This is a genomic window from Nostoc sp. KVJ20 (genome assembly GCF_001712795.1).
GTDB lineage: Bacteria > Cyanobacteriota > Cyanobacteriia > Cyanobacteriales > Nostocaceae > Nostoc.
In genome coordinates, this window is record NZ_KV757653.1 from 1 (window position 1) to 18678 (window position 18678).

The window sequence follows — 18678 nt, forward strand, 5'->3', positions numbered from 1 at the left end:
ATATCCATATACAAGAGGATTTAACACAAACATATCTCTGTACAAGAGGGCTTAAATAGTCCTTGGTTACATTCCTTGTTCTCTAGAGAACAAGGAATGTAACCAAGGACTATTTAAGCCCTCTTGTACAGAGATATGTTTGTGTTAAATCCTCTTGTATATGGATATGTCTGCTTCTCTACCCTCTTGTATATAGATGTGTCTGCGTCAAATCCTCTTGTATATGGATATGTCTGCTTCTCTACCCTCTTGTATATAGATGTGTCTGCGTCAAATCCTCTCGTATATAGATATATTTGCGTCAAACCCTCTCGTATATAGATGTTGCTGCATCAATCCCTCTTGTATATAGATGCGTTCGTGTCAAATCCTCTTGTACATGGATATTCTTATTGAATGCTCCTCTGCATCAGACTAATCAGATTTATTGATTAATCTCGCATCTAGCATTAGTAAAGCTGATGAATACTCAAGTAGTGAAATTGTACTAATTTCCGCAGGTGCGATCGCTCCCTAAGCAAAAGTAAGCAGATTTATGATTTTGTAGGCAAAAGTTACACGCACTAAAACCCAATAAGTCTATCGGATTTATGTAGATTGTTATGCCGTGTTTTAGTTTTTTGGCATAACTCCGATGAGCGCGGCTCGAAGCTCAACCGCAAAATCGCCGCTTATCCCCAGGTGCGATCGCTTGCATCCTTAAAAGTTAAATTTAGTTTTCTAACTTAAAATTTTAACTTTTAGCTAAAAACCCTCATTCTGTATCACATACTATACAAAAGTTAAATTTAACTTTTTAACCTTCACCCCATTTTCGCCGCTTATCCCAGTTCCCACCCTACGTAGTTGTTTTGTAGCAATGCGAACTCAGGTCACTAACTTTTGAATATATATTATTTATAGAATCAAAAGATAGTGACACTAACTTTCTTTTTTTTCCATCTATATATTGTAGGGTCTAGCCAAGCCAAGCCAAACACAGCAAAACCACCCCCTAAAGCCTACCTACAGCCCCTAAGCTATCTAGAGATACAAATACCTATCTCACTCAATGAACACGCCTTAAAAACGATTCTCGCGTGAGTGTCACAAATCCCGCTTATTGCAAATTTTTAACTTAGTTGAGAATGAGACTTAAAATTTAGCGGGTTTTAAATTTGAACTTAAAATTTAAACTTAAAATTTAAACCTTGCCAACTTAAATTTAACTACTCACCACAAAGCGATCGCACTCTCAACTAAATGCGATCGCTCTTAGGATATGTGGGCGGGGTGTGGGGGTGTGGGTCGGGTGTGGGTGTGGGTGCTGGGGTGTGGTGTGGGATTTTACCAGCCTCTAGCCCCAATTCTTCTACAGACCAATGCCATAGCTTGTCCTGGGGGTGATTTTTGTATATATCCCACTTCTTCAGATTTTTTACTTTCTACAAGCAACTTTCCACTATCGCTGTAAAGGGCAGTACCTAATAAAAATAACCGAGATTCACCACAAGAAGCATTAAAAGTAGATTCAGCTATACCAGTCCCATAAGGAAAATATAATTTATATCTAGTATCTCTTATGCTTTGTGTATCTAAATTAATGGTTAAACCATCTGACGTTTGACCGACAGTTACAAATCTTTCAGTCTCTTGAGCTAAAACACTTCCACTAGTAAAAGAAATTCCAATTACCCCTAACAACACACCTAATTTTGATAAAGACATACACTAACCAGATAGTTGCTTTTAGCTTCGCACTACTCAAAGCTCAGTAACCTCAGTAAAAAGGTCTATTTTTATACAAACTTTTCGTAAAGGTCTATTGCCTGGGCGTGGGGGTGGGATGTTGCGGCTATAATTGATACTCAATAATCTAAATATGATGAGTTTCTGATGCCAAAAGATAATGATGATTACATAACGCGAGTAGGAAGGCTTGAATTTGATCTAACATATAAACGAACTAACGTTAATATTAAAAATTTAAATTTAATATTTAGGGTTTATCTTTTCATCATCTTTTTTTTATGTTTTGGTTTAACTCTCCATTTAACATCCATAATGTCAAGCAATAAGTTTTTAGCTAATGACATTAAAACGACTGCTGAAGCTAGGCGAAAAGATACCTTAAATATTTATAATTTGGAGCGTTTGAAATTAGGTGAAAAATTAGATTTCGAGTCAGAAATAGCTATGAATGCTAAACACGAATTGTTATTTCAGGATGACATTATTGAATTGAGTAATACTTTTATAGTCCTTGAACCAATAGTGAATTTGAGTATTTTTTTGTTTGTTATGGGTGTGTTTCCTATAGGTTTAGTATGGTTATTCTTCAAAAAATATAATATAAAATTTAGATACAACCGAAAGTAATTACACTTTAATTAATTTCAATACTTGTTAAATTTCAATCACTAAAGGCAGTCAAACAATTCCGGTTAATTGCTGTCAAAACATTGTAGGCTAAGGATCGCAGGGTCTACAGTCTGGCAATGAAAATCAATCGGCACGGACGCGCTAAGGTTCTCACACAGTCAGAGATACAGCTAATTTTCAGCGAGGGCTTAGACAACGGGCGCGATCGCGCTTTGTTCGGTGTCTGCCTGTTTAGTGCCTGTAGAATCCGTGAATGCTGTACCCTGTTGACCACAGACATTTACACGCCCAAGGGCAACGTTAGACCTCGGCTGATTATTAGGAAGTCAAACACTAAAGGTAAGCTAGCTACTCGCTCCATACCAGTGATTGAAGACTTACGGCGGTTACTGGTTGAATACTACCCACTGGCAGGAGATGATTATCTGTTTCCCGGTCGCAGTGATGGACACATCAGCGAAGACTCAGCCGCTAGGATTTTGAGAGAAGCTTGTCAGCAAGTAGATATTTTTGGTGTGAGTAGCCATAGCTTTAGGCGTACAGCTTTAACTCAGATGAGTAATGCTGGTATACCGTTGCGGGTAATTCAGGAAATCTCAGGGCATCGGAACTTAGAACAGCTACAGAGGTATCTAGAAGTGACTGATAATCAAGTACTGGGAGCGGCTGCAAGCTTGGCTATGCTGTCACCAGTTGGGGAATCGTTATTAACAGTAGAGGAGGTTTCGCCAAAAGCATCAGCAAACAGATTTACGAGGGAAAAATGAAACAAGAAACGTTCACTATTTTGTCCAGAGTGTACGACCAACTACAGGAAATTGCAGCACAATTGTACACAGCAGCAGAAGTAGCACTGCAAAACGATGATTTTGACGATGCTAGCTTGCTTCAGAGTAGAGCAGATAAAATTTATGAAGAGGCTGAAAACCTGGATGCTTTGATAATTGAACTGGAGGGAGAATGAAAACTGTAGAGCAATTAAAAACTCGTATTCAAGAACTAGGCAGAGAGGCGGCACAGTTTAGTCGGCAAGCAGTTGAAACTAGTAAAACGAACCGTGAACAAAGTAAAACTTTAATGCAACGAGCCAAAGAAGCTAGTAAGCGTTGCCAAGTATTGATACAAGAGCTAAAAAGACAAAACACTTAGTAGGTATATTGATTCATCAGCTTTACAGAAAAATAGACAGACATCCATGTGGGTGAAAATGTCGGGAAATACTCGTTTCCCGACATCACATAAAATCCGCTAAACCGCCTACTAAGCAAGGCTAGTTCCGTCTGGCACGAGCGTAGCTAAATCAATCTCATCATCAATTTTCCGTCCTGGCTTGCGATTGTCGTAAGGGTTTAGCTCGTGCTTGGTGTTATGGTCGTCAAGCCTGGTTTGATATCGCTCTAGAATCGCCTTAATGGTTGCTGGTTTACTACCTGTGAGAGATTGGATAGCAGTCTGAGTAATCATCCACTTTTGACTTTTCTCTGTGCAATTGTTGTTATGAGTTTCTAGGGCATAGATAGCACGTCTGGCAAGTTCCTCAGCACGTCCTGGATGGGTCTTGTAAGCCGCACTACTTAACAGTTCTTCGGTGGGTACGGCAGTCAAATCAGATTCATACTGTCCCTGTTTTCCTGTGACCGTTTTGGCATAAACTTGGCAAGCCTTGCGAACAAAATCAGCCAATGAAATACCAGAGTGAGCGATCGCTTTTTCGACCATTTCCTGAGTTTCGCCGTCAAGCTGTAATTGTGAAATATTCATATCATCCAGAATTGTTTGTGCTACTTGCGGTGTTTCTGGCTGTTGCTCTGGTTTTTGTTCTATCTGTTGGGCTTGTTGCTGTGCTTTCCACTGCTGTCTAGCTTCGTCGCCTATAGCGTCCCATTCTTCAGTTGAAAGAGTTAGGTATTTAAGCGCTAAATGCTGATAACGCTCGATATTGCCCTTACCTTTATTGGTGAAATACTGCCAAGGATGTTCTTGAGTTTCGGTATCAGGGAAAGCGGCTAAAATTGCCTTACGTACCTTTGCTAATGGCGTTCTACGGCTGTTAGGCTCCGTGTAAGACTCCCTAATGTGGTCAATTACTGCGACTGCCAATTTTTGAATAGTGGACTCTTTTTTGACACTATGCAGTTTTTTAGCTAGTTCTTCACCTACTTCATCCCACTTAGCCATAATCGAAACATCTGTTTAATCTAGTATCCCTACACTAACCCTCTTGTCTGAAATATGTCAAGAGGGTTAGTGTAGGGATTTTATTCAAGATACACACATTTATACCCAGTTTCCTCTTTAACTGCTTGCTTAAATGTATCAATTGTCGTGTTTAATCTTGTGAGATCGGACTCTGTTAGACCTTTAACGTAAACACACGATCCATCAGCCCAAAGCTCGTAGCCTGTTTTGCTACGCCCTAAAAATGTACGATTAGTATTTGGTCGTGTGGTGGATGTTGTTCGGCTTGGAGAATTATCGAATCTTGCCCACCCCATCTGTAAAACAATGCTTTGCCAAGTTTTGGGAAAATATGAACCGAGTATCACTACCGTAAAAATCGGGAGAGTAAGTACGAGCAGAATAGTTATCCCAGTTTTGCTAAACAAGTTAATAGATTTGTTCATAAGTTTCTCTACATTTAATGTCAGTATTCCCGATGTAGGAAAAAAATAGATACATAGTAATTATTAAATTTGAGTAATACTTCCCTTCTTGATTTCATAACGTTTATAGGCGTTTATGGTGTTTTCGTCATCGTCTCCTAAAACTTTCTTAGCAAAGTCTGTAAAGTCGTAGGGGTCAACATTTCCATCGTTTGCGATAGCGGCTCTCAGATATGCAGCCCGGAATTTATGATAAGTGCGTTCTTCCATTGGAAAAATATCAAATTGCTTACAATGTTCGTTTAATGTTTTGCTAAAACGTCTGTTGACCCGTTCAGGGTCTTCAGTTTGTGGGAAACGCTTACCTTTATCATCAAGCCACTGCAACCCGTAACAGACCAACTCAGCAGGTAATAAAGTAGGAATTGTGAAAATTACATCTCTGAGATAAACCGCTTTATCACCTTGTTTTACCTTACGAGTTTTACCCTTTAACTGACCTCTAAACGCTACGGTGTAAGTGTCGATTTTTTCAAAGGTGGCGGATAGATGTACTTCACCCATACGGCGACCTGTTGCCAGTGCAACTGCACAACTTACATCTAGCCAGTTAGCACCATCACCTTTTTTAATATCAGTCAAGATATTGTAGGCATACTTTAGAGAGTCTGTTAGGTCAATTTCAATTCGGTTTATTGCTTCCCTACGCACTGCAACAGTTTCTTTATATTTAGTTTTTACATTTTCTCGATAGCTTCTAAATTGGAAGCTTAGAGCGTCGCCAAAATGAGTAATTATCGTGAGTACTGGATTCATCAAAGCGGCATCTTTTAAATCAGTTTTTGCGGCGCTTCGGAGTGCTTTTTTTAGTTTTGTAATTTGTGTTGTTGCTGTACCATATTCCCTTTCACTTTCTGGGCGACTGTCTGGATAAGTCAGTTTCAAATTTTTGGCTTCAATTGCCGCTAACTGTTCCCAACCAAGTAAATCTTCGTTAGGCTTGCCCTTTTTGCGATCCCTCATCTTGTAAGGTGCTAATGCCTCAAATTGTGGCAGTAACCACTGAACGCGCTCATCGACATAAGTATTTTTTAAATCTTCTGAATCTTCTAACTGCCTTGACATCTTAATATTCCTTGATTGCTTGTAACGATTTTTATATACTTTTATAGTAACCAAGGATTCGCCTTATGTCAATACATCCTGGTTTGTACAGGGATAAATACCACATTAAAAAACCTCCGAACAATCGGAGGTATTTTATGGTTAGTTTTTCATTAGGCGGTTTTTAATCTGGTAGTAAAGGCTCTACGTCCTTACCAGTCCATCGTTCATTAAGTTTGCTGTGTTTGTTACCTAGCCAACTTACAAGAACATTAAAACTAACATCCACAACACTTTGACGATTGCCAGATGTGCCATTCACAATACTCTCAATATCACGCACTATATAGTCAGCTTTTCGCCCTTTACCGCTTGCTAGTATGCCTTTGATACGTTCTATCATTGAATCACTATCGGACGCTGGGAGGGCATCTACAAGACTTTGTAGGGACTCAATACTGTAATCCTCGGTCAGTGCGATTGCATCTAGTAAGGCTACATTGTAAGTATTGAAGTAGTTGGCGCGGTGATACTCTTTCTGAGTAGCTATAGTTTCAGCAATATGGGAATTAATTATTCCATTGGATACCGTGGGATTTAGTTCTTTTAATCGTTTAACTGCGGTCACAAATCTATTTAAATTAGTCATTTTGAAAAATCCTATTTGTTAAATTTGATTGATTTAGAAAGTATTATCTGTTTAGCAAATTCTAAAGATTCTTTATCTATTCTAGTCAATACAATTTCTCTAGACCATTCATCAGCCTCTTTTTCTATTTCAGCGTCAGTGCTTTTTGGTTCGTCGCTGAATTCTTCAGAGGTTCTAATATATGAGGCTATTTTTTGTTTAATAGCTTCCCTCTGTTCGGCATCAGTTCCCTCAGCCACATACATTGTTAATCCTGGTGAGATTGTGCCCTCCCTTGCTGGGTATATCTTGCCAGGATACTCCATCTTTTTTAGTTCGGCTAGTATAGAATTTTTAATTAATTTTTTAGACATAAATTAACTCCTGTTTAAGTAATTTTTAAAAACTTAGTGGGATAGCTCAGGTTATAATCTAGCTCCCTATTATCGATGCATTTGTTGTAGTTGAAGTAGCCTTTTACATATTCATCTACACGGGCATCGAATTCTATAATGTCCCCTGGTTTTAGATTCAGGGATTGTATTTGCTTACCAACAGAGAACCATACATGATCCGTCAATATTTGGGTATCGTCAGCTTTAGTCACATCTTTAAGCAAAATAGTATCCTCTAAACGATTAGTAAAGTGATTCTCACGGCATCCAAAGCGTTCTACCTTAGCTCTAAATCGCGTCCTCACTTGGTTAATTTTTGCCAACTCAACTCTCATTTTTAAATCCTTTAAATGTAATCATCGTCATCATTTACAATCGCCTCAGATTTAGTAGTAGCAGTAGCTTCACTTGGTTTAGCTGATAGAACTCTGCCTGATGGTGCTAATCCAAAATAATCAGCAAGTGCTATATTCACGACCTCTTGAGCCGTTAGCCCAGTCCGTTCTATTTCCGCTTCGATAGCAGGACGCAAGCTAGCCCAAACATCAATTCGTATACGCTCTGGTTTAGCCATTTTAATTACTCCATTGCCTCAGAAGATAAACTATTGCAAGCGTATTCATGAAGCTTTTTAACGTTCATGAATGGGGCTTGTTTATTGAAGACATAACCTTTTTTCTCAAAATTTTTGCTGAGTAGAGGCAACATAGCACCACCACCAACTACAACAACGCGATCGCCTGAAAGCTTAAACTTATCAGCTTGGTTAATAGGTTCTTTTAGGTAGTTGTCACACCAATCTTTGAGGGATTCTTTATAGGCTGGGGTAATGTTGACTGAACCCTTACCAACACCATATAGAATCTTTCCATCTTCGCTAGTTTCAACGCCTTTACGGATTAGCTCTATGTCTCTATCTAGCCCAATAGCCCGAACTGTTGGATGGTCGTAAATCTTTTTGTACAAATGCTGTACGCCAAATCTATAAGGATTGGATCTATGCAACACGCTGCCTTCAGAATTAAATCGGGTCAAAATTACGGTTCCATTGCCAATATCCATCATGGTTGTATTGGTTGTACTGGCAGGTTTGAAGATAAAACCCTCATCAAAAATCTTCACTACATGAATCACGATGGTAGTTTCTTCACCACCAATCACTACCTTATGTGTGCCCTCAAGATTAGCCTTTAAAGCATCACCATAGATTTCAGCATCGTGAACACTACCAACTAATCTAAATTCCCAGTGCTTACGCTTGATTGGGAGTTGAGCTACACCTGATAAAAATAGTGGTAAAGCAAGCTTGACCTTACCATCCGATCGGTTTTCAAAAACTTGGTCGCGGATATCTAAAACTGCTGCATCATCCCCAGTTACCCAAGTCTTACCAACCAATTCCTGATTGTATTTGGCATCAGTCCCAGAAACGTAAGTAACTCGGCTCTTACCTTGGTGGTCAGTGTGGCACTTGGTCACATCCACAAAATAGCTTGGAAACCGAATGAAATCTAAATCCTGGTTATGCCCAGAAAACTTTAACTTAACGGCTCCGTTACCGCAGTCATAGCCCACATTGAAAGGAAATACTTGCTTAGTCATTTATGTTGTCCCTATTTGTCCCTTAATTACCCTAATTGTAACACACTGTCCCAGAATGTGCCATAACTTTATGGGTAATTTTGGGTGTTTTGGGGACAATTTGACCCAATTTGTACACAACTAATCAAATGTTTGTCATAAACTACTCAAAATCTATTAATACTAAGCTATACACGACTAATAATAGCGATCGCTTTAACTGCATAGTCTTATAATCTGGTTAAATTGAATCCATTCATATCACAAAATGACCACTATTTGCACTTATAACTAATAGCTATATTGCCCCATATAAATCAGATAGTTTTAACCGTTTAACTTTCTCATAACAAAAATTGATTAAAAACCAACAAAACCAAGTCTACCCACTATAGGTAAAACTTGGTTGCTCATCAACTACGCAAAATCAGTACTTTCAGGCTACTCTGCCAACACTCGCCAAGACCTCACCAACGAAAATTGGCAGTAACCAAATGTCACTGCCAACTCTATATTTTGTCAATTACTATTAGTTAATCTTGTTATCGAGCGCTGTGAATGTTTTCTTACAGTCGTTGCATTGATAACGGTAGTAATTCTTAGCTTTGACTGAACTATGTCGCCTAAAGCTTTGTGAGTGGCAGTGTGGGCATTGAATTTCTGTACTCACAATTACTTTAGCTGGTTCGTTTAATACAGTCATCGAATTATTACTAAATGAAACTGACTGAGTATTTGTACTCTCCCAAGGTTGATTTACCAACCAAGACTTCTGATTCTCGAAACTACCATCGATAGCTGGGGGAATCTCTACGAACGTATACCGCAGTCCATTTATCAGTAAACCTAATCTGTATTTATTTTTGGCAGGTATCGAACGATTAGCTTCACTCATCCATTCACTCACGGTTCTATAAACGGTAGGGATTGAATCTCGCATATCTGAACTCCAGCCCATATCATCGGCGTGTTTGATTGCCGTACCGATGGCTTCACCGATAAAAAGCATGGAACAGTTATTCATCTCGTCCCATGTCCAGCCATTTTTACCTACCTCACCAGACTGGCCAATCAAAATCAGTTTCATATCCCGGTGTCTGATTTCAGTCCAGATTTGGGCAATGCCTTGCTTTTCTGGCTTGGTAAATGTTTTATCAGTTTCATCAAAAATCCCTACTACGGGAATATTGGCATGGAGCGATCGCCCATTTTTACGAGCCATAAACTCAGATATAAATGTTTCCAAAGTATCGCTAGCTTGCTGTGGGGACTTGGCGACTTTAGGCACATTCCAAAAATCTTGGGTACTACCATGCTGCGGGTCACTTAGCCATAGCTCCCAACCTTCTAGATTGTTCACATAGTTATGCAGAATATTTTTAACCGCAACACCCTTACCACCACCTGTCCGAGTCATTACCCTGAGTGTAGGTTTACCGTCTTGCGTATGGTCGTGATAACGCCTAACGATATCGCCAAACCTAGCGGCGGGTTCAATCATTCGTCGGATTTCTTCGATGGATGTTGGGATTTTCTCGCGTTCCTTCAGCACTACCTTGGCTACCATCAAAGCCTTACCAGAATCCCATTTGAAGGTTATAGGCTTGATGGTGCGACACCATTGTTGTAAAGCTTCGGAGTGTTCATTTAATTCAGATTCCTTAATAAATCTGGGATTGCGATCGATTTGGAAACAGATATCGACATCATAGATATCACCCTCAGCATAAGCCCGATCCAAATACAGCCCAGTTTGCCAGAAATACTGAACAATAGCGTTACCAATCTGCAATTCACGAGAGTTTGCGTTAGTCCACACAAGAGGTTTTTTAAGGTCAGCAACCTGTAGCTTAAGGTCACTAATCTCAAGATTTTTATGATCGATTTCGTCTAAAAGGTCAGACACTTGACCGCGCATTTCTTCTAGCGAATTCTGATTGTCGATTACTTTAGATTGCAGGTTTTGTAAATCGGATTTTGATAATTCGCTAAATTCTCGCAAGATTCCAGTAGCTTTAGTTTTAGGTGTGCAATCAGCTAATGCTGTATAAGCTTGCTCTAGATTTAATCTGATGTCGATGTTTAAAACGTTGCGATATTTGACCTTGAGCGCTGTAATTTCGTGACTGATTTGTGAGTATATATCGATAGCAGATTTTAGAATTGATTCCCAGCTACCTGCCGAGTTAGGTACTGATTGCAGCATACTACAGTGATTCTCGTAGGATTCAGCCAGAGTTACAGCAAACTTTTCTAATTGTGGATGTATCGACTGATATTTATCATCGGCTAATTTAATGTCGATTGATTCTTGCAAGCCGTTATATACGGTATAAATTCGCTCACTAATATCCTCAGCCAATTGTGATTTAAAAGCTTTCAGCAGTTCGTTAAAGCGGTTATCGTCTTCGTCTAGTTTCATTTGCAGTTCCTTAGTTTTTATATCAAAGTTTTTTGTAGTCTGTAGTAACTCAGATTGCAGTAATTTAATCGTAGTGTCCCTAACAGCGATCGCTTTTTCTTGGGCTGTAGCTAATGATTTAATTTCATTTAGTACCTTAGACTGGCTACGGTGTTTGTCGGTTAAATTGGTAAGTTCTGAGTTAACCTTTTTAACTGTAGTTTCGTAACCATTCACAATAGTTTTAGCTTGGAGGTTGGCAGAATCTTCATACCACTTACTAGCCAAATGATTACCAACAGCGATCGCACTTGAGCCGATAATTATATTTAGTGCCAGTGCTTTAGAGTTAGTGTCACTGGTTCTGTAAAAACTCAAAACGCCACCAACGCATAGGATGGCAGCTACTACTGTAATAGCTTTAGATGTACTTTTAAAATCGATAAGTTTCATTTTAAATTCCTGATTTTTATAGTGTGTGGGTAAGCTGTTACACTTACCCCACTACGGTCTAGCCTTCTAAAATACGGGCTTCCATTTCTTCACGCTTACGGTCGGTTTCTTGGATAGTTCCCTCAATTTCAAGTTGCAGCCGAGTGTTTTTAGCTTGCTGGTTCTCGAATTTAAGTAACCATTCTTGGCGGATACCTTCAGTTAAGTTGAGTGTGCCTTGGGTAGCAATTTGTTGTTGCTCTAATAATTCTTCAGTTTGTTCGAGTTTAGATTGGTCAATGCGGTATTTTGTATCAGCTACTTGGTTTTTAATGACCTTCGATGCTGTCTCAATACCCACAGTTGAAAAGTCTACTAAATCACCTACTAACCGTCGCTGTTCGCTAGCGATAGCGGCTACTTTACGACCCTGTTTGATTTTTTCAAGCCGTACATCTAGCGCGTTATTTTGTCGTTGAATTTTAAGTTTTTCACGATTAGCATCAGCAGCTTTTAGTTCTGGGATATTGGCATCGGCTTTGTATGGATCAGTGCCTAGAAGTTCATTGATTTGAATTTCAACCGCACCATATTGAGAGGCGATTGCACTAGCTCTATCTAAGCTAGATTTAACATCAGCAGTTACATATTCGCTACCACCATCGAATGAGTTTTTAATGCTACGCGCACCTTTGCCGACTGATTTAACCGTGTCAGTTACAGTTTGAGCAACACTGGCTACATTTTGTACACCTGATGCAATATCTGAAAGTATTTCTAATGGGTTTATGGTTTTGGCTGTGGGTTTATTGAAACGCTTTGAGCCAGTGAGTGTACCTTTAGGACGTGCCATTTTTTTGATTACCTTTGAGTTAGTTTGAGTTAGTTTGAGTTAGAATTGATGGATAAACTTATTGATTCTGATAACCCTCCAGCCTGATACATGGAGGGTTTATTATTGACTAGAAATCTTCTAGCAGCGCTGCCATACGCTGAATGATTGGATCTACTTCGCTACTATTCAAAACTGGCAGTTCAGTCAGTGGAGTAGGTGCGATCGCTTTTACAGTCGATGGCTTTTTGTACTTGGCAGTTTTAGAAACTTTGGGCGTAGCCTGGGTAATTTCTAGCTGCTGCGGTATATATTCCATACCATCCAAAAAGCTGTAACCGCGTCGCTTTAGATCCATGAGTAGATGATTTAAAGCTTCGGTAGGATTGGTGCATTCCATTTGAGATTGCAGAGCTTGGAAGTATGCGAGATTCTGAGCTTTGATTGTGATGCGTGCCATAATTGAGAAAATCCTTTTGGTTAGGGGTTTTTAACTGGGGAGTAGAATGTCGTAGTTCTGCTCCCCTTTGACATTGGTAGTTGAGTTAGCTTTCTAAGTCGCTTGGGCTAAATTCAATTTGTATTTTTAACCGAGCGTATTCAATAAAAGCGTCCAGTCCTGGCTCAAGGTTTGAAAGTTCGACCTTTTGAGTTTTTAGATGAAATTGAATTTCTAGTGAGTCTGCGAAATCGGTAGTTAGTAGATGGTGTAACGCTTCGGCTGTCTGAAATTTACGGATTAAAGGTTGCATGATTTACCTGGGGTGAGGAGTGAGGAAGTATCCCCACTCGTTTTAACTAATTAGAAAGGTACATTTTTACCGTTGTAGTAGCCGAATAAATACTCTGGTTTCTGAGACTGGGGTGGGAGTTTGATGGAAGCGTCAAACTCACCGTCTGTATAGTCTTTGTGGATTACTTTATTAATCTGGGTTTTGATGGTTGTAACAATCATGGGAATCCTTGTTTGGTTAGGGTTTGAACCAACTAAAGCGAATGTCGTAGTAAGCTTCGGTTGGCTATATATTTATAGTAGCTCATTAACTAGGAAACTGACAAGCTAATTAACTAAGAAACCCATAGTAATTTCCAATGGTATTTTGAAGTATAATAAAATTTATCTATGGTAGCTAACAAGCTAACAAACTAGGTTACTATATTAATAGGAACACAAAGAGGAATGAAAATGATTTGCAAGCTTAAACAATTAATGGAAGCTGAAAACCTTACCCAGACTGCTGTAGTGGAAGCTACGGGGCTTAGTCCGGCGACTATTGGAAAATTATATAGAAATCAAGTTGGTAGGTTTGATGAAAATACTGTCAAATCTTTGTGTAAATTCTTCAATTTAAAATCAATCAACGAACTACTAGAGATTGAATGGGAAGTCAATGACTAAAGCATTCTCTGATTTGATGAAACTTAAAGAAGTATTTATCATGCCGCAAGGTTTGCCGCCTTTAGAACGGTTACTAATAGACGCATCTAATGATCCATATTCCCGAAGCAAACTGCAAGAAGCTTTTAAAAACGAGGACTATACTACAGCTTATTTAGTACTAGCTCCACATTTTGCTTATGCTTATGGGCTGCAATGGATTTACAAGGCTAGGTGGAATTCAAACTATAAAATCCCTTTGTGGCGAAGTTTTACAAACCCAGGAAGGCAGTGTGTTAAAGCATTTGGGGATTTTTTAAATGCACTACTAGAAGTGTGCCGCGAGATATATATCTACGAAAATGCTGGCGAAATGTTTAAGTATATCGTGTGGGAGCTAAAAAAGGAGGAGATAGACTGGCAAGTTTCTAAAAAATCTGAGGTTATTAAAACCCACCAAAACAGAATAGGTAAACTCAAAAAAAGGGAAAATCCATATAATTCTGAAGATTTCCCACACTTGCATAGGTTGATTGGGGAATGTTTTGATGCTGGCGATGGAAACAACCTATTCAGAATTAACTACTTCTTAGTAATAACTCGTGCCTACAGTGCATGGGTCGCTGATATGCAAAGTAATCCTAGTTGGGTCACAATCTTTCAAGAAAACGGCAAAATTCTACACCACGCTAGCCAAGGGAAGGGTAAAAAATGTCTATTTCAATAGGTATCTATACTTCTCCTCGCTGGAAGCTTTACCCTGTAAGGTTTACACGATTTGCGATCTTGGCGGTATAATCCACAACTAATATGCTTTACTAGATATATGGCAAAGGGTAATAGCATAAAAGCTTTACTTTTGTCAAGTGACTGAAGCAATATCTTATTGTTAGGTCGAAAAGGTACAGACAAAAAAACTTCGACTTCAGTCGTTGTGTGGGAGTTTGAAAGGTTTCCCGAAGTGTTTCAGCACTTGTCACGCGGAGCCAAAGCCGAGGCTAGTTTATAAATTTGAATAGCTTAATTTTATAACTATATTCTAGCATTTACAACCCTCATAGCACTGATTTTGATGTTTCCTGATGTGCCGTTTTGTACAAGAAAAACGCCCATTTTTTGAGGAAAACTCATGACAGTCTCTACTTTTATTCAAGATTTTAACGGTACAGCCGAACTCCAATCACAGAACAATTCGCTAGACCCTCTACACCTAAAGGAAATGGTTGAGGATAGTGGGATTGATAAAAATCTAGCTCTATCGAATGCTGCATCATACCAAAAACCAGATACAGCAATTGAATTTTTAAGCCATCCCAACGAGAAACGCAATAATGCTGGGCGTATCCAGAATCTAAAAAAATATGATCACCATAAGGGTGGCGGCTGGCATACATACACTCTAGATGTAGAATCTGGCAGAAAAAGCTTATGGCAAGTAGTCAAGCCCAACCAGAAGCGCATAGATAAAGAAAAGGGCAAGGAGATAAGATATGAACAGCCAAGCGGCGTACCAACTCAGACGTTTAATTTGGAGGTTACGCCAGAAATCTGGGAAGCGATCGCAGAACGGTATAAAGCCGTATTGCCTGAAAATTACAAGACAGCCGAAGCGATCGCATTTTGGAGATGGATTGAGGCTAACCCTCAAATCCCACTGTATATTACTGAAGGTTTCAAGAAAACGGCCAGTCTAATTAGTAGGGGATTTGTTGCGATCGGTTTACCTGGCATTTGGAATGGATGTAAAAAGGTTGGTAAAGGTCATGAATTAATCCCGCAATTAAAGAGATTTGCGGTTGTAGGCAGACCTATAGTTTTTGCCTTCGATCAAGATTCAAATCCCGCAACAGTCACCAACGTAACGATAGCCATCCGGCGTACAGCCCTACTATTTAAGCAACAGGGCTGTAAGTGTTTTGTACTAAACTGGGATGGTGAGTTTGGTAAGGGCATTGATGATTTATTTGTAAATATGGGCGGGGATTATCTAGAGGAAGTCATAGGTAATGCCAAAACTTTTGAAGAATGGGACGCTGCACACCTTACATCCCTTACTAAAAAAATTAACTTGCGTGTCAATCAGAGATACATTTCGGATTTATCCATCCCATTCGATGAGCAGCTAGTTGCGATACTTTCTTGCAAGGGTTCTGGCAAAACTGAGCTTTATGCAGAGTTGGCTAAACTAGCTAAAAGTTTAGGGAAAAAGGTTCTAGGAATAGTGCATAGAATCCAGCTAGGTAAGCAGCTTGGGGGAAGACTTGGAGTACCTTACATTGAGGATGTTTTAAAAAATCCTGGGCTAGGTGAGAATGGGTATGTACTTTGCATTGATAGCTTACATCCTAATAGCCAAGCGCAAGTTAATCATCTGGATTGGGCAGGAGCTTACGTTTTCATTGATGAGATCGTTCAATGGGTTCGTCACTTACTTAGTTCAGATACTTGTGTGAAAGAGCGTAATGCTATTTTGGATACGCTGAGGAAATTATTAACGTATGTTAGGCAGACAGGAGGACGAGTTTTTATTGCGGATGCAGATTTAAATGATACTGCAATGAATGTCATCCAAGGGGCAATGGGTCTTGATAAAGCATTCATCATCAAAAATGAGCAAAAACCCACGCCTTACACTGTTTACAACTATCAAGATAAAGATGCAACAAGATTAGTTCAAGATGCTATCCAAGCTTTGAAAACTGGTAAAAAAATACTGCTACACACGGGTGGTCAGAATGAAAATTCTAAGTTCGGGACACAAAACTTAGAAAATTTTATAGGAAAGAAGTGTCGGGAATTAGGCTTAGATATAAAAATTCTAAGGGTTGACTCTGCTACCATAAAAGACCCTACACACCCAGCTTTTGGCTGTACATCTTTTGTTGATGGCACAAATTTGCTAAATAAAATATTCCTTGAGTATGATCTAGTAATTTGTTCGCCTACTCTCGAAACAGGCGTAAGTATTGACATCGATCACTTTGATACTGTATTTGAGATAGGTCAAGGCTTGCAAGAGTGTGACAGCTTTAGACAAACTCTAGATAGGTACAGAAAGCCTGTTGATAGGCATATTTGGGTTAGTCCTCGCGGTTTATCAAAGGTAGGCACTGGTGATACAATCCCCTACTATCTAATACAAAATGAAAAGCTCCAAGCGAATACCACCGCAGCAGTATTAATGCGTGCGGGGTTAGAAATGCCTAAACCAGAGGATAACCGTTTATTTCTAGAAGCTTATGCAAATCTAGGAGCCATAACCAATTTAAACGCCAAAAAATATAGAGAAACAATCATTGAGGGAATAAAAAAAGAGGGTCACACTGTTATAGATTGTTTTGAGGAGGATGAACAAAAAGAAGATTGTAAATCCCTCAAAAAAGAGATCCAACAGAACCGGGATGAGTTTAGTAATGCTTTTGCTGAAAGTGTTAGCCGCCAGGAATCTATAGATGATATTACCTTAGAAAAACTAAAAGCTAAACAGGAGCAAACACCGGAGGAATATCAAAAAATTCGCAGAGCTACCGTAGACCGAAAATATCCAGGACTGGAAGCTACACCCGAACTAATCCAAAAAGATACAAAAGGCTACTACTCTAAGATTTTTACAGAGTACGCTGTTCGGAACAAAGAAACGACCTTCCAAGTTAATGAAGCGAATAAAATTGAGAATCTATTAGAGAGTAGCCTTCTACCCGACATCAACAAACGCAACCGTGTAATTTTAGTGGAGTATTTATGCAAAGCTAAATTACCGGAAGTTCTCAGCGCCAAGGAACTGCATGAAAGTCTCCCCCTAGCTGTTGAGATTGGTAATTATGTTCGAGCAAATATCAAAATGCTTAAAAAACATGGCATTGCTCTGGGATTAAAAGATTTAACAAATATGGACATAATCAGGGATATGCTAAAGCGGACAGGGTATAGGCTAGCCCAGATCGGCCAACGCCGTATTAATAACAAGCGTGAAAAAATTTATGGACAACCAGCACCTAATTTCGAGTATGTATCTGATGAAAAAGGGAAAATAAAACCCGCACTCACACCGGAAGGTCAGCTAATCCCAATCTGGGATGATAGGGATAAGGTATTTGCCAATTGGTTTGAGCGCGATAGTCAGAATGAAGCTTTTATAGTTAGTCAGCTAGTAAGGTCATTCAAGGAAGCTAAGGATTACAAAGATGTTGAAAGTGCGATCGCTTTCTGGCAAGCTAAAAAGCAGTTTGGTGAAAATGGGATAGTAACAGATGCCCAATCTAAACTGAATAAAAAGATTGACAGTGCAATAGGCAAAGCCTGGGTTAAATTGCAACCAGAGGAAGCTCTAAGAATCCGAAGCTTACAAATGGCAGGTCTGGAAGTTAGCCAAATTATCAATATTCTGGATAATGAAATTCTGAAAGAAAAACCAGGCATGGATTTAGAATATCTAGAATTAATCTCAGCTAGATGGGATTGGAGACTAGCTAAAGCTGTTGATTATGGTCAGCAGGTTGTAGATGCTATTAAGTCAGCAATCCCTACAACAGCACCCAACTATATAAGTAAGCCAATTGAACCTCAACATCAAAGCTACCAAGCTACGAAGGCTCAAGAAATAGCGAAACAGCTAGATACAGAGGAAGGGCAGAGGAATCAGAAGCGACTAGAAAAGCAGCAACAGGCTGCTAATCTAGTTGCGTTTGCAGCTAACCTCTGTGAGAAGGCTGAGGACGCGGTAGATAAGATTAAGGAGTTCATGAATCAGCCACAATTAGGTGAGTTTCTACACCATATAGGTGGGGTGCTACGACGCGAGATTTTGGATACAGATAAATTCTTTCATCCTGAACTATGCAAGATGATGAAATCTGAAGTTAATCGATTTATGTACCCAGAACTGTATTTGGTTTCAGAATTAGATTAACCCACCCCGACCCCGACCCCACACCCCGACCCCACCCCGCCCACATATCCTAAG

General features: G+C 39.4%; 21 protein-coding genes. 7 read left to right on the forward strand and 14 right to left on the reverse strand.

What is annotated here, in order from left to right; translation table 11 throughout:
• Nucleotides 1-1326: 1326 nt before the first annotated feature.
• Nucleotides 1327-1707: a hypothetical protein gene (locus A4S05_RS23465; protein ID WP_069072203.1), complete on the reverse strand. Its 381-nt coding sequence runs from the start codon at nt 1705-1707 to the stop codon at nt 1327-1329.
• Nucleotides 1708-1875: 168 nt separating this feature from the next.
• Here A4S05_RS23465 and A4S05_RS23470 point away from each other — a divergent pair, with 168 nt between their 5' ends.
• From A4S05_RS23470 to A4S05_RS23485, 4 genes are all read left to right on the forward strand, one after another.
• Nucleotides 1876-2358 (forward strand): hypothetical protein, encoded by a 483-nt coding sequence (locus A4S05_RS23470; protein ID WP_069072204.1) that lies wholly within the window; start codon nt 1876-1878, stop codon nt 2356-2358.
• A gap of 119 nt (nt 2359-2477) precedes the next feature.
• Nucleotides 2478-3128 (forward strand): tyrosine-type recombinase/integrase, encoded by a 651-nt coding sequence (locus tag A4S05_RS23475; RefSeq protein WP_069072205.1) that lies wholly within the window; start codon nt 2478-2480, stop codon nt 3126-3128.
• Nucleotides 3125-3325, forward strand: coding sequence for a hypothetical protein (locus tag A4S05_RS23480; RefSeq protein ID WP_069072206.1), 201 nt, complete (start codon nt 3125-3127; stop codon nt 3323-3325). The genes A4S05_RS23475 and A4S05_RS23480 overlap by 4 nt, the downstream gene beginning before the upstream one ends.
• A complete protein-coding gene (locus A4S05_RS23485; protein ID WP_069072207.1) occupies nt 3322-3510 on the forward strand; it encodes a hypothetical protein in 189 nt (62 codons plus the stop codon). The genes A4S05_RS23480 and A4S05_RS23485 overlap by 4 nt, the downstream gene beginning before the upstream one ends.
• A 111-nt stretch (nt 3511-3621) precedes the next feature.
• Here the strand turns inward: A4S05_RS23485 and A4S05_RS23490 are convergent, their stop codons facing one another.
• The 13 genes from A4S05_RS23490 to A4S05_RS41915 form a co-directional block, all read right to left on the reverse strand.
• Nucleotides 3622-4539 (reverse strand): hypothetical protein, encoded by a 918-nt coding sequence (locus A4S05_RS23490; protein ID WP_069072208.1) that lies wholly within the window; start codon nt 4537-4539, stop codon nt 3622-3624.
• 80 nt (nt 4540-4619) lie between these two features.
• Nucleotides 4620-4985: a hypothetical protein gene (locus tag A4S05_RS23495; RefSeq protein WP_069072209.1), complete on the reverse strand. Its 366-nt coding sequence runs from the start codon at nt 4983-4985 to the stop codon at nt 4620-4622.
• Nucleotides 4986-5048: 63 nt separating this feature from the next.
• On the reverse strand, nt 5049-6089 hold the full coding sequence (locus A4S05_RS23500) for a protelomerase family protein (protein ID WP_069072210.1): 1041 nt from the start codon (nt 6087-6089) through the stop codon (nt 5049-5051).
• Between the two features lie 163 nt (nt 6090-6252).
• The gene (locus A4S05_RS23505; RefSeq protein ID WP_069072211.1) at nt 6253-6717 is read right to left on the reverse strand and encodes a hypothetical protein; all 465 of its coding nucleotides are present in this window, start codon (nt 6715-6717) and stop codon (nt 6253-6255) included.
• An 11-nt stretch (nt 6718-6728) separates the two neighbouring features.
• Nucleotides 6729-7070, reverse strand: coding sequence for a hypothetical protein (locus tag A4S05_RS23510; RefSeq protein ID WP_069072212.1), 342 nt, complete (start codon nt 7068-7070; stop codon nt 6729-6731).
• A 14-nt stretch (nt 7071-7084) separates the two neighbouring features.
• Nucleotides 7085-7426, reverse strand: coding sequence for a FliM/FliN family flagellar motor switch protein (locus A4S05_RS23515; protein WP_069072213.1), 342 nt, complete (start codon nt 7424-7426; stop codon nt 7085-7087).
• 11 nt (nt 7427-7437) lie between these two features.
• The gene (locus A4S05_RS23520) at nt 7438-7665 is read right to left on the reverse strand and encodes a hypothetical protein (protein WP_069072214.1); all 228 of its coding nucleotides are present in this window, start codon (nt 7663-7665) and stop codon (nt 7438-7440) included.
• Between the two features lie 5 nt (nt 7666-7670).
• Entirely contained in the window at nt 7671-8693 is a 1023-nt protein-coding gene (locus A4S05_RS23525; RefSeq protein WP_069072215.1) for a ParM/StbA family protein, read from the reverse strand.
• Between the two features lie 508 nt (nt 8694-9201).
• Nucleotides 9202-11526, reverse strand: a complete 2325-nt coding sequence (locus tag A4S05_RS23530; RefSeq protein WP_069072216.1) for a hypothetical protein — start codon at nt 11524-11526, stop codon at nt 9202-9204.
• A 58-nt stretch (nt 11527-11584) separates the two neighbouring features.
• Nucleotides 11585-12358 (reverse strand): hypothetical protein, encoded by a 774-nt coding sequence (locus A4S05_RS23535; RefSeq protein WP_069072217.1) that lies wholly within the window; start codon nt 12356-12358, stop codon nt 11585-11587.
• A gap of 109 nt (nt 12359-12467) precedes the next feature.
• The gene (locus tag A4S05_RS23540; RefSeq protein ID WP_069072218.1) at nt 12468-12797 is read right to left on the reverse strand and encodes a hypothetical protein; all 330 of its coding nucleotides are present in this window, start codon (nt 12795-12797) and stop codon (nt 12468-12470) included.
• A gap of 85 nt (nt 12798-12882) precedes the next feature.
• Entirely contained in the window at nt 12883-13089 is a 207-nt protein-coding gene (locus tag A4S05_RS23545; protein WP_069072219.1) for a hypothetical protein, read from the reverse strand.
• A 50-nt stretch (nt 13090-13139) separates the two neighbouring features.
• A complete protein-coding gene (locus A4S05_RS41915; protein WP_176727080.1) occupies nt 13140-13292 on the reverse strand; it encodes a hypothetical protein in 153 nt (50 codons plus the stop codon).
• A 231-nt stretch (nt 13293-13523) separates the two neighbouring features.
• On the opposite strand from A4S05_RS41915, the gene A4S05_RS23550 reads away from it, so the two are divergent.
• The 3 genes from A4S05_RS23550 (at nt 13524) to A4S05_RS23560 (ending at nt 18624) form a co-directional block, all read left to right on the forward strand.
• Nucleotides 13524-13736, forward strand: a complete 213-nt coding sequence (locus A4S05_RS23550) for a helix-turn-helix domain-containing protein (protein WP_256091112.1) — start codon at nt 13524-13526, stop codon at nt 13734-13736.
• A gap of 16 nt (nt 13737-13752) precedes the next feature.
• Complete coding sequence (locus A4S05_RS23555) at nt 13753-14442, forward strand: hypothetical protein (RefSeq protein WP_141699787.1); 690 nt, start codon at nt 13753-13755, stop codon at nt 14440-14442.
• Nucleotides 14443-14844: 402 nt separating this feature from the next.
• A complete protein-coding gene (locus A4S05_RS23560; protein ID WP_069072222.1) occupies nt 14845-18624 on the forward strand; it encodes a plasmid replication protein, CyRepA1 family in 3780 nt (1259 codons plus the stop codon).
• The last annotated feature ends 54 nt before the right edge of the window (nt 18625-18678 follow it).